Below are 12,748 nucleotides of genomic sequence, written 5' to 3'. Positions count from 1 at the left end.
TAAATAGGTAGAGACATAAATGGCAGAGCAGCATCACGATCTTGATCCACAGGAAACGCAGGAATGGCTGGCGGCGCTAGACGGCGTCCTGGCTAACGAAGGCGCAGAACGCGCGCATTTTCTCGTTGAACAGCTTGTCGATCACGCCCGTCAGGATGGCGTGAACATTCCCTACACCGCCACCACGGCGTATATCAATACGGTGCCGGTACACCTTGAAGCCAAGAGCCCGGGCAACCACGCACTGGAAGAGCGTATCCGCTCGTACACGCGCTGGAACGCCGCAGCGATGGTCGTCAAGGCCAACAAGCCGGGCAAGGGCGATCCGGGTGGCCACATCACCTCGTTCGCGTCGGCAGCGACGCTGTACGACGTGGGCTGGAACCACTTCTGGCACGCACCGAGCGACAAGCACGGCGGCGACCTGGTTTACTTCCAGGGCCATTGCGCCCCGGGCATGTACTCGCGCGCCTTCCTCGAAGGCCGGATTACCGAAGACCAGCTCGACAAATTCCGCAAGGAAGTCGATGGCGGCGGTTTGTCGTCGTATCCGCACCCGTGGCTGATGCCGAACTTCTGGCAGTTCCCGACCGTGTCGATGGGCCTCGGGCCCATCATGGCGATCTATCAGGCCCGTTTCATGAAGTACCTCGACGATCGCGGCTTCGAACAGAAGGGCGATCGCAAGGTCTGGTGCTTCTGCGGCGACGGCGAAATGGACGAACCGGAATCGCTGGGCGCGATCTCGCTCGCCGGTCGTGAAAAACTCGACAACCTGATCTTCGTGATCAACTGCAACCTGCAGCGCCTGGATGGCCCGGTGCGCGGCAACGGCAAGATCATCCAGGAGCTCGAAGGCGATTTCCGCGGCTCGGGCTGGAATGTGGTCAAGGTCGTCTGGGGTTCGGGCTGGGATGCACTGCTGGCCAAGGATACCAAGGGCCTGCTGCAGCGCCGGATGATGGATGTGGTCGATGGCGAATACCAGACCTACAAATCCAAGGACGGCGCCTATGTGCGCGAGCACTTCTTCAATACGCCGGAGCTGAAGGAACTGGTTTCGGCCATGTCCGACGACGACATCTGGCGCCTGACCCGCGGCGGTAACGATCCGCACAAGGTGTACGCCGGCTACAAATCCGCGGTCGAACACAAGGGCCAGCCGACGCTGCTGCTGGTGAAGACCGTCAAGGGCTACGGCATGGGCGCGGCCGGCGAATCGCAGAACGTCGCGCACCAGACCAAGAAGCTGTCCGAAGACGACCTGCTGCATCTGCGCGATCGTTTCAAGATTCCGCTCACCGACGAAGAAGCCAAGGCGTGCAAGTTCTACGCGCCGCCGGCCGACGCGCCAGAGCTGAAATACATGCACGAACGCCGTGCCGAACTCGGCGGCTATCTGCCGACGCGTAATCCGGTGAACGAGCCGCTGCAAGTGCCGGGTCTGGATGCATTCAAGGCGCTGCTGGAATCCTCGGGCGAACGTGAATCGTCGACGACGATGGCCTTTGTGCGTCTGCTTGGCATCCTGGTCAAGGACAAGACCATCGGCAAGCGCGTCGTGCCTATCGTGCCGGATGAATCGCGCACCTTCGGCATGGAAGGCATGTTCCGCCAGCTCGGCATCTGGTCGCACGTCGGCCAGCTGTACGCGCCGGAAGACGCTGACCAGCTGATGTTCTACAAGGAATCGACCACCGGTCAGATCCTGCAGGAAGGCATCAACGAAGCCGGCGCGATGAGCGACTGGATCGCCGCGGCCACCGCTTACGCCAACCACGGCGTGACGATGATCCCGTTCTACATCTACTACTCGATGTTCGGCTTCCAGCGTATCGGCGACCTGGCCTGGGCTGCTGGCGACCTGCGCGCACGCGGCTTCCTGCTGGGCGGTACCGCCGGCCGGACCACGCTGAACGGCGAAGGCCTGCAGCATCAGGATGGCCACACCCAGCTGTTCGCCGAATACATCCCGAACTGCGTCTCCTACGACCCGACCTTCGCGTACGAGCTGGCCGTGATCGTTCAGGACGGCATGAAGCGCATGTATCAGGATCAGGAAAACATCTACTACTACCTGACGGTGATGAACGAGAACTACGCGCACCCGGCGATGCCGGAAGGCGCCGAAGCCGGCATCCTCAAGGGTCTGTACAAGTTCCGCCAGGGCGAAGCCGGCAAGCTCAAGGTGCAGCTGATGGGTTCGGGCACGATCTTCCGCGAAGTCATTGCCGCGGCCGATCTGCTGAAGGCCGATTTCGGCGTCGATGCCGACATCTGGTCCGCCACCAGCTTCAACGAGCTGCGTCGTGACGGTGTGAACGCCACCCGTTACAACCTGCTGCACCCGACGTCCGAGCAGCAAGTGCCGTACGTGACCCAGTGTCTCAAGGGTGCAGAAGGTCCGGTGATCGCCGCGACCGACTACAAGCGCACCTTTGCCGACCAGGTCCGCGAATACGTGCCGAATCGTTTCGTCGTACTCGGCACCGACGGCTACGGCCGTTCGGACAGCCGCGATGCGCTGCGCAGCTTCTTCGAAGTCGATCGTTACCACGTTGCCATTGCCGCTCTCAAGGCGCTGGCCGACGAAGGCAAGATCGGCGCCGACAAGGTGGCTGAAGCGATCGCCAAGTACGGCATCGAGGCGGATCGTCCGGCACCTTGGACGGTTTGATTGAGTGAGGCATCCGGCCCTTGTGGCCGGACGTGCATGACCCGAGGCAGGGCCAACGCCCTGCCCCCAACCCCTCACAGGGAACAACAATGAGCAACATCATTGAACTGAAAGTCCCCGATATCGGTGGGCACGACAACGTCGACATCATCGAAGTCTTCGTCAAGGTCGGCGACACGGTCGAAGTCGAGCAATCGCTGATTGCACTGGAAACCGACAAGGCGACGATGGAAGTCCCGGCGACCGCCGCCGGCGTCGTCAAGGAAGTCAAGGTCAAGGTCGGCGACAAGATCTCCGAAGGCGGCGTTGTACTGCTGCTCGAAGTCTCCGCTGCTGCCGCCGCACCGGCTCCGGTCGCTGCTCCGGCGCCGGCACCAGCCGCTGCGCCTGCACCGGTTGCCGCCCCGGCACCGGCCGCTGCACCTGCAGCCGCCGCGCAGTCGATCGAAGTGCGCGTTCCCGATATCGGCAACTTCGACGCTGTCGAAGTGATCGAAATCAGCGTCAAGGTCGGCGATACGGTTGCGCTTGAAGACAGCCTCGTCACGCTCGAATCGGACAAAGCGTCGATGGAAGTCCCGTCGACCGCTGCCGGCATCGTCGAATCGATCGCGATCAAGGTCGGTGACAAGGTCGCCCAGGGCGCGCTGATCGTCACGGTCAAGGGTTCGGCCACCGCAGCACCGGCTCCTGCTGCGGCACCAGCCCCGGCAGCTGCAGTACCGGCACCGGCCCCGGTTGCCGCGCCGGCTCCGGCCGCTGCAGCCGTTGCCGCTCCGGCCGCGAAGATCGACGATGCGAGTTTCAAGAAAGCCCACGCCAGCCCGTCGGTGCGCCGCTTCGCCCGCGATCTGGGCGTCGACCTGTCGCGCGTTGCCGGCTCCGGCCCCAAGGGCCGTATCCTGCACGAGGATGTGCAAGGCTTTGTGAAGTCGGTGATGTCTGGCGCAGCGAAGGCCCCCGTCGCTGCTACTGGCGGTTCGGGCTCGGGCCTGGATCTGCTGCCGTGGCCGAAGGTCGATTTCGCCAAGTTCGGTCCGGTCGAAAGCAAGCCGCTGTCGAAGATCAAGAAGATTTCCGGCGCGAACCTGCACCGCAACTGGGTGGTCATCCCGCACGTCACGTTCAACGACGAGTGCGACATCACCGAGATGGAAGACTTCCGCAAGAGCATCGGCAAGGAATGGGAAAAGTCCGGCCTGAAGCTCTCGCCACTGGCCTTCATCATCAAGGCTGCTGCCGAAGCGCTGAAAGCCTTCCCGGAAATGAATTCCTCGCTCGACGGCGACAACCTGGTGCTGAAGCAGTACTACAACATCGGTTTCGCGGCAGACACGCCGAACGGCCTCGTCGTTCCGGTCATCAAGAACGTCGACCAGAAGGGTCTGAAGCAGATCACCAAGGAACTGACCGATCTGTCGGCGCTGGCTCGCGAAGGCAAGCTCAAGCCCACCGACATGCAGGGCGCGACCTTCACGATCAGCTCGCTCGGCGGCATTGGCGGTACCAGCTTCACGCCTATCGTCAACGCACCGGAAGTCGCGATCCTCGGCGTCTGCAAGAGCCAGATCAAGCCGGTCTGGAACGGCAAGGAATTCCTGCCGCGCCTGATGTGCCCGCTGTCGCTGTCCTTCGATCACCGCGTGATCGACGGCGCGCAAGCCGGTCGCTTCACCGTGCATCTGGGCAAGCTGTTGGCGGACATCCGTCGCCTGGTCCTTTAAGTCCTGCTGGGTCGACCGGGTGATCGCGCAAAGCGCCGCGTCCCCGGTCACCGAATGCGCAACGGCGGATTACGCCCTGATCGGGCTAATCCGCCCTACACATTGGAAACAACCATGAGCACGATTGAACTCAAGGTTCCCGATATCGGCGGTCACGACAACGTCGACATCATCGAAGTATTCGTCAAGGTCGGCGACACCGTCGCCGTCGAAGACAGCCTGATTGCGCTGGAAACCGACAAGGCCACGATGGAAGTGCCGGCAACGCACGCCGGCGTGGTCAAGGAAGTGAAGGTCAAGGTCGGCGACAAGATCTCCGAAGGCGGCCTCGTCGTCGTGATCGAAACCGCTGCCGGCGCAGCGGCGCCTGCACCCGCTGCAGCGCCTGCTCCTGCTGCGGCCCCCGCTCCTTCGCCGGTCGCGGCACCGCAAGCCGGCAGCCACAGCGGCGCGGCCGATATCGAGTGCGACATGATGGTGCTCGGCGGCGGCCCAGGCGGTTACTCGGCGGCGTTCCGCTCGGCCGACCTCGGCATGAAGACGGTCATCATCGAGCGTTTCGCAACATTGGGCGGTGTCTGCCTCAATGTCGGCTGCATTCCGTCCAAGGCGCTGCTGCACAACGCGTTTGTGATCGATGAAGTCGCCCACCTGGCCGAAAACGGCATCAAGTTCGGCGCGCCGGAAATCGACATCGACGCGCTGCGCGGCTACAAGGAAAAGGTCATTGGCAAGCTCACCGGCGGTCTCGCCGGCATGGCCAAGGCACGCAAGGTGGAAACCGTGCGTGGCGTCGGTACCTTCATCGATCCGCACCATATCGAAGTGCAGCTGACTTCGGGCGCGGGCAAGGAACTGACCGGCGAGAAGAAGATCGTCAAGTTCAAGACCGCGATCATTGCGGTCGGCTCGTCGGTGTTCAAGCTGCCATTCGTGCCGGATGATCCACGCGTGGTCGATTCGACCGGCGCGCTGGAACTGGCATCGGTGCCGGGCAAGATGCTGATTCTGGGTGGCGGCATCATCGGTCTGGAAATGGGAACCGTCTACTCGACGCTCGGTTCGCGTCTGGACGTGGTCGAAATGACCGACGGCCTGATGCAGGGCGCCGACCGTGACCTCGTCAAGGTCTGGGAAAAGTGGAACGCCCATCGCTTCGACAACATCATGCTCAATACCAAGACCGTGGCGCTCGAAGCCAAGGACGACGGCATCTGGGCGACGTTCGAAGGCGAGAAGGCGCCGAAGGATCCGGTCCGTTACGATCTGGTGCTGCACGCCACCGGCCGCGTGCCGAACGGCAAGAAGATCGGCGCAGAAAACGCCGGCGTGATCGTCGATCCGCGTGGTTTCATCAACGTCGACAATCAGCAGCGCACCAATGTGCCGCACATCTTCGCGATCGGCGATCTGGTCGGCCAGCCGATGCTGGCACACAAGGCCGTGCACGAAGCGCACGTCGCCGCCGAGAACGCGTTTGGCGAGAAGGCTTACTTCGACGCGCGGGTGATTCCGGGCGTCGCGTATACCGATCCGGAAGTGGCATGGGTCGGCATCACCGAAGATCAGGCCAAGAAGGACGGCAAGGCCATCCTCAAGGGCGTGTTCCCGTGGGCCGCTTCGGGCCGCGCAATCGCCAACGGTCGTGACGAAGGCTTCACCAAGCTGATTTTCGACGCCGACAACGGCCAGATCATCGGCGGCGCCATCGTCGGCCCGCACGCGGGCGACATGATCGGCGAGATCTGCCTCGCGATCGAAATGGGCGCGGATGCAGTGGATATCGGCAAGACCATCCACCCGCACCCGACCATGGGCGAATCGATCGGCATGGCAGCCGAAGTCGCCAAGGGCGTCTGCACCGACCTGCCGCCGCAACGCAAGCGCTGATCGATCCCGATCTCGCGCAGTACAAATACCGCATCCCCGGATGCGGTATTTTTTCGTCATCGCCGGGCAAAAGAATGCGCGTAAGGTGGCGATGCACTCACGCGCAGGACAACCGTTTTGACCTTCGCGCGTTAACATCACGCGCAGGCATAGCCGCTACCCGTACCGCTCGGCCATACTGAGCCATAACGAACCCCACCGAACCGCCGATGATCCGTTTTCAATACTTCCCCCGCCAGGTCGTCGACGCCGGCGGCAACCGCTGGGATTGGGTGCTGCTGCCGCTGGTGCTCGCGGCGCTGGTGCTGCTGGCCTACGGTGCGCGGCAGATGGTCGCGCCCTACCAGCTCGGCGCGGTCTTGCCGATTTCGCTCGATCCGGAATCGCTGCCCTATTACCTGCTGCGCACCACCTTGCGAATGTTTATCGCACTGGCAGCGTCCTTGCTGTTCGCCTTCGTGTTCGCCGCGCTGGCGGCTAAAAGCCGCGCCTGTGAAAAGGTGCTGGTACCGATGCTCGACATCCTCCAGTCGATCCCGGTACTGGGCTTTCTGTCGATCACCGTCACCGGTTTCATTGCGCTCTTTCCCGGCAATCTGTTCGGCGTCGAATGCGCGGCGATTTTCGCCATCTTCACGTCGCAGGCGTGGAATATGGCGTTCTCGCTCTATCAATCGATGCGCACAGTCCCCAGCGAGCTGTCCGAAGCCGCGCGGGTGTTCCAGCTTTCGGGCTGGCAACGCTTCTGGCGGCTGGAGCTGCCTTATGCGATGCCGCAGCTGTTGTGGAACATGATGATGTCGATGTCGGGCGGCTGGTTTTTCGTCGTTGCCTCCGAAGCGATCTCGGTCTCCGGGCAGGACATCAAGCTGCCCGGCATCGGCTCCTACATCGCCGTGGCGATCCAGGCGCAAGATCTGAGCGCGATCGGCTGGGCGATTGCCGCGATGGGTTTTGGCATTCTGCTGTACGACCAGCTGTTCTTCCGGCCGCTGCTCGCCTGGGCCGACAAGTTCCGCTTCGAAGCCACCGGCAGCGAATCCGGCCAATCCTCGTGGCTGCTGACGCTGATCCGCCGTACCGACGTATTGCAAAAGGTGGCGCTCTCGGGTGTTGCGGTGTTCGAGCGCAGCTTCACCTGGTTTCGTAAAACCCATGATGGCACCTCTATCCTTGCCCGCGAACAGACGGCGCCAGGATGGCAATCACGCGCCGTCGATGCGCTTATCGCCGCGTTAGCGCTGTTCGCCGCGTACCAGTTGTTCAGCTTCGTCCACGCCGAGGTCGGCTGGGCCGAGGTGGGTCGGGTGTTCGTGCTCGGCTTCTACACGCTGATCCGCGTGCTGCTGCTGATCGGCCTGGCAGCGCTGGTCTGGGTGCCGATCGGTATCTGGATCGGCATGAACCCGCGCTGGGCCGACCGCTTGCAGGCGATCGCACAGTTCCTCGCCGCCTTCCCGGCCAACCTGATGTTTCCGATCGCGGTGATGGCCATCGTGCATTTCGGCCTGAATCCGAACATCTGGCTGTCGCCGCTGATGGTGCTCGGCACCCAGTGGTACATCCTCTTCAACGTCATCGCCGGCGCCTCGACGGTGCCGACCGAGCTGCGCTATGCCGCGCAGAATCTCGGGCTGACCGGCTGGCTCAAATGGAAGCGCTACCTGCTGCCGGCGGTATTCCCGAGCTTCGTCACCGGCGCGATCACCGCCAGCGGCGGTTCGTGGAACGCCAGCATCGTCGCCGAATACGTCTCGTGGGGGCCGACGACGCTCAAGGCCGAGGGCCTGGGCAGCTATATCGCGCAGATGACCGCCGCCGGCGACTTCCCGCGCATTGCGCTGGGCATCGGCGTGATGTGCGTGTTCGTGATGAGCCTCAACCACTTCGTCTGGCGCCGGCTGTACCGGATCGCCGAATCGAAAATGCATTTCTAAGAATTCACGACCATGACCGAAAAACTGATCGAACTGAAAAACGTCGGCAAGTCGTTCCGCTCGGCCGACGGCGCCGCGCGCACCGTGCTGTCCGGCGTCGACTTCACACTCGCCGACGGCGAAATCGTCGCCCTGCTGGGGCAGTCGGGCTCGGGCAAATCGACGCTGTTGCGCATCATGGCCGGGCTGATCAACGCCGACGGCGGCGAGGTGCGGTATCGCGGCCAGCCGCTGTATGGTCCGGCACGCGGCATCTGCATGGTGTTTCAGTCGTTCGCGCTGTTTCCGTGGCTGACGGTGCAGCAGAACGTCGAACTCGGCCTTGAGGCACAGGGCGTTGCCGCCGCCGCACGCGCACGCCGCGCCGAGGCCGCGATCGACATGATCGGCCTCTCGGGCTTTGAAGGCGCGCTGCCGCGCGAACTCTCGGGTGGCATGCGCCAGCGTGTCGGCATCGCCCGCGCGCTGGTGATGGAACCCGATGTGCTGCTGATGGACGAAGCGTTTTCGGCGCTCGACGTGCTGACCGGCGAGCAATTGCGAGACGACATGCTCGAGCTGTGGGAAGGTCAAACCACGCCGATGAAGGGCATTCTCGTGGTTTCGCACAATATCGAGGAAGCGGTGATGATGGCCGACCGGGTGCTGATTTTCGCCAGCGACCCCGGTCGGGTACGCGCCGAGTTGCGCATTCCGCTGCCACGGCCGCGTGATGCCGACAGCCCGCAAGTGCGCTCGCTGATCGACCAGATCTACGCACTGATGACCGCCAAGGCGCCTCGCCGTACCGCCGAGGAAGCCCGCCTGGCGCTGGCGAGCCGGCTGCCCGAGGCCGATATCCACCGGATGGAGGGCGTACTCGAACTCTTGATGGAGCCGCCGTTCAACGGCCGCGCCGACCTGCCGAAGCTAGCCGAGGAAACCGAGCTGACCGACGACGAACTGCTGCCGTTGACCGAAGCGCTGCACCTGTTTGGCCTGCTGCAGCTTGCACACGGCGATGCGGTCGTTACCCCGTTGGGGCACGAATATGTCGCCGCCGACAACACCGCGCGCCAACAACTGTTCGGCAAACAGCTACTCGCCCATGTACCGCTGGCGGCGCATATTCACCACAGCCTGCAACAGGAAACCGATGGCGAGCTACGGGAAGAGCCCTTCCTCAAACTGCTGCGCGAATCGCTCGACGCCGAGGAAGCCGAGCGCGTACTCAAGGTGGTAATCGAGTGGGGCCGTTATGGCGAAGTCTACGAATACAACTACCACACCGGGATGATCCAGCTGCCCGAGGTAGAGGAACACTGAGCGCCGCTTCGGCCATTGCGCCGGCCAGGATTGCGTGAGCACCAAGGCCAGCGTACGTTGATGTCATCCTCCCGGAGATTTCGCCATGCGTGCGCTCACCCTGGTTTTAACGGCCCTGACCGCTTTTCTTGCTACCCCTGGTTTGGCTGCCTGCCCGCCGCTGCTCAACCACCAGTTCAAAACGCTGCAAGGCCAGCCCTTCGATCTGTGCCAGGCCGCCGGCAAGCCGGTGCTGGTGGTCAACACCGCGAGCAAGTGTGGCTTCGCGCCGCAGTTCGACAAGCTGGAAAAGCTCAGCGCCAAATACAAGGATCGCGGCCTGCTGGTGGTCGGCTTCCCGTCGAACGACTTCAAACAGGAACTTGAGTCGAACAAGGAAATCGGCGACTTCTGCCGGCTGACCTATATGGTGCAGTTCCCGATGATGGAGAAATCAGCGGTATGGGGTAAGGACGTCAATCCGTTCTTTCGCGACCTGATCAAGGCCAGCGGCACCACGCCGAAATGGAATTTCTACAAATACCTGATCGCCCCGGATGGCAAAACGGTGACCGCATACAGCTCGGTGACAGAACCGGACGACAAGGAAATCATCGGCAAGATTGAGGGGTGGCTGCGCTGAGCGTATCTCGCCCTTCAAAGCCCAAAAATGCAGGGCTATTCCAATGGATCGCTTCGGAAAAAAGTGGTCATTCGCTGCATTCGAGGCGAATGGAAAGCTTTCGGCCAACGCTAAACTTTAATAGCGCCTACAGATACCTAAGTGGTTCACTATCACCTGATTGCCGCACGATGTCTCTGCAAGATGTATTGGGCTGATGCTTATTCAAGGAGCTCAGCTTTGGCTCTACTGAAGCCCTTTGAAAACATGTGTTACCCTTCTCTCTCTCGAGCACATAGAGGAGGAACTCATGCCCGTCAAGTACCTGGCGTCGATTACTGAGCCAAATAAAATTATCACAGCTATTGATGCATCAATACGCTTTCCCGAAATTTTGGACTCGTGCCAAATCAAGTACGTTGAGGACATCGCACGCTTCAAAGCTCTAGTTGCCGAGTCACAGTCTACGGAAGAACTTCTCGGTCGAATTCGTTCGTCAGCATTTACAGCCAACCAACGAATGTCATTGCTTAAAATGTTCCGCCGGTGCGTGTCTCCGGTTCTCGACACCGAAATGGCCAAAAAAATAACCAAAGTGTCAACCAACAGTTTGATTCAATCGCTTGGTCATACTTTCAAGCGCGTTGACTTACTTCAGCAACAGATGGCTTCCTTGACCAAGGATCAAGAAGCAGCTTTAGCAGCTTTGATCGGTGAATATGACACTAAAGGGCAGCTGGGCTACTTTCTGACGGAAGCCTTCTTTACTTGGTTTGAGAATAGTTTCCATGGGATTTTTACGATTGAAGGCCCGAGAGGTGCAGGCCGTGATATCGAGTTGTCAAGTGTGTTCCCTAACTATTCTGGCAGCTACCCTTGCGACTTCGTCATCCGCAATGCTAAGAGCAAAACGGTCTGTGCCATTGGCTTTGCCCGCTATGACTCGACTCGCGGTGGTGCACAATCCGATGACAGAACTGGCGGAAACTCTGACAAGGTTGGAAAAGCAAGGGAGCTCTTTAACTCGACCGGTGAGAAGTTCCGTCTGCTCTTCCTGGCAGACGGGCCCGGCCTGATTCACAACGATACTTGGGCGGAAGCATGCAAGCTTGATGGCTCTTGGAGCGGCAACGTAAGAGTTACCACCATGAAGACAGCTCCATCCCGTATTACCGCTGACTGGCTATCGCATATTTAGCGCAGGAGCGCCGACAGCTCACTTAGCTCTGTCGGATACGCCGAAGCGATTTCATCATCAAGATAGACGTTGAAGTTTGCTTCGGCTTTCTCATGTTGTGCGGTAACACTTATTTGAGGGAAAAGATCAAGAGACCCATCCCGTTTGACGTAGTCGCCCATCGGCTTTCTTCCACGCAATAACCGCTCCGTTACCGTTTTTGCTGCAAGGAACGACTGATCGATTCCAATCCATCGGCGCCCAAGAGCTTCTGCGGCATGTAGTGTTGATCCGGATCCACAAAATGGGTCGATTACCAAATCGCCGGGATTGCTACTTGCACCGACGATCATCTTAAGCATGTCGAAGTTTTTTTCTGTTGGATAACCAGTTATCAAGATGCTCTGATGATGAGCATCTCTATACTGATCCCAGTAATCCGACAAGCCGATGCTTTTATCTTCAGTCAGATAGACCTTCCGGCGGGGATTTCCTGTCTTCGACCAGTGTATTTCCCCTTTCACATCCAGTTCATCAAGCTTGGATGGTTGATACTGCCAGTGTTTTCCCGGAGGCGGCATCATTCCCCGCCAAGCCGACCCAGTTTCGCCATGCCGTACGCCGGGAGCATGAATAGGCACCAGTTTGAATTGACCTTTCTCATCAACCTTAGAGTATTCCTTGGCAATCCACTCTGGATCAGGTTTCTGTGAAGGGCGGTTCCAGATGTAATTAGCAGACTTCGTATAGAACAGCACATAGTCATTCATATTTGAATACTGATTCTTTGTGAAGTTTTTGCTGCTGCATTTTTTGCGAGAAATCAAATTTCTAAAATTGCGTTTTCCGAAGACTTCATCTAAGAGCATCTTGAGCTCGGAGACCATCTGGTGCCCAATGTGAACATAAATGGAGCCCGTATCATCAAGCAGCTCCCGAAGCAAAATTAACCGTCGGCGCATGAACTCAATATATGCGGCATCACCAAGTGAATCATTATATGCATGCTCTTGACCCCGTGATTGGAAGTCATACCCAGTGGCATATGGTGGATCAAGATAGATCAATTGTGCTTTCGTCTTGGTATTCAGTAAAGAATGAAGGCCAAACCAATTATCAGCCCATACGAAACCATTTGAACCGATGCCATCTACATCAATGATTGAAGAACCATCTAGCTTCTTATACCTGGTCGATACTGATTTGAGAACATCGCTTTCAGACAATTTACCTGGATAGCTGAGGGAAACCTTTGTGTTCGATGGCGGCAAGGCGGGAGAGAGGCGGGGATCACGCGCCACCGTCAACTTTGCTTCATCAGTAAGTTCTGATTTGTTGAGTCCAACAGCCATGATATTTTTTTAGGTAACCGGGGTACTGAATGTTAGCATTAATAGTAGGAGCTGGGAGAATCTACCCTAGCCGTTGTGACGAGCG

The 12,748-nt window shown here is 59.6% G+C and carries 8 protein-coding genes; 7 read left to right on the top strand and 1 reads right to left on the bottom strand.

Annotated elements, in window-relative coordinates; all coding sequences use genetic code 11:
* Nucleotides 1-19 precede the first annotated feature (19 nt).
* The 7 genes from aceE to JLC71_RS01925 all read left to right on the top strand — a co-directional run bounded on the left by aceE (nt 20) and on the right by JLC71_RS01925 (nt 11,332).
* Entirely contained in the window at nt 20-2,677 is a 2,658-nt protein-coding gene (aceE, locus tag JLC71_RS01955) for a pyruvate dehydrogenase (acetyl-transferring), homodimeric type (protein WP_200917007.1), read from the top strand.
* A gap of 89 nt (nt 2,678-2,766) precedes the next feature.
* Nucleotides 2,767-4,401 carry a dihydrolipoyllysine-residue acetyltransferase gene (gene aceF, locus JLC71_RS01950; protein WP_200917006.1) on the top strand — a complete coding sequence of 545 codons (1,635 nt, stop codon included), beginning with the start codon at nt 2,767-2,769 and terminating at the stop codon, nt 4,399-4,401.
* Between the two features lie 114 nt (nt 4,402-4,515).
* The gene (gene lpdA / locus JLC71_RS01945; protein ID WP_200917005.1) at nt 4,516-6,291 is read left to right on the top strand and encodes a dihydrolipoyl dehydrogenase; all 1,776 of its coding nucleotides are present in this window, start codon (nt 4,516-4,518) and stop codon (nt 6,289-6,291) included.
* A 209-nt stretch (nt 6,292-6,500) separates the two neighbouring features.
* A complete protein-coding gene (locus JLC71_RS01940) occupies nt 6,501-8,228 on the top strand; it encodes an ABC transporter permease (protein WP_200917004.1) in 1,728 nt (575 codons plus the stop codon).
* 12 nt (nt 8,229-8,240) lie between these two features.
* Nucleotides 8,241-9,533 carry an ABC transporter ATP-binding protein gene (locus JLC71_RS01935; protein WP_200917003.1) on the top strand — a complete coding sequence of 431 codons (1,293 nt, stop codon included), beginning with the start codon at nt 8,241-8,243 and terminating at the stop codon, nt 9,531-9,533.
* Nucleotides 9,534-9,618: 85 nt separating this feature from the next.
* A complete protein-coding gene (locus JLC71_RS01930; RefSeq protein WP_200917002.1) occupies nt 9,619-10,155 on the top strand; it encodes a glutathione peroxidase in 537 nt (178 codons plus the stop codon).
* Nucleotides 10,156-10,444: 289 nt separating this feature from the next.
* The gene (locus JLC71_RS01925; RefSeq protein ID WP_200917001.1) at nt 10,445-11,332 is read left to right on the top strand and encodes a hypothetical protein; all 888 of its coding nucleotides are present in this window, start codon (nt 10,445-10,447) and stop codon (nt 11,330-11,332) included.
* On the opposite strand, the gene JLC71_RS01920 is transcribed toward JLC71_RS01925, so the two are convergent.
* Nucleotides 11,329-12,663, bottom strand: coding sequence for a site-specific DNA-methyltransferase (locus JLC71_RS01920; RefSeq protein WP_200917000.1), 1,335 nt, complete (start codon nt 12,661-12,663; stop codon nt 11,329-11,331). The two genes, JLC71_RS01925 and JLC71_RS01920, sit on opposite strands and share 4 nt — an antisense overlap.
* Nucleotides 12,664-12,748 lie beyond the last annotated feature (85 nt).

It is taken from the genome of Jeongeupia sp. HS-3, assembly GCF_015140455.1.
In the GTDB taxonomy this organism is placed as follows: domain Bacteria; phylum Pseudomonadota; class Gammaproteobacteria; order Burkholderiales; family Chitinibacteraceae; genus Jeongeupia.
Note: the sequence above shows the minus strand (reverse complement) of the source record. Positions and strands in the feature narration are given on the sequence as shown.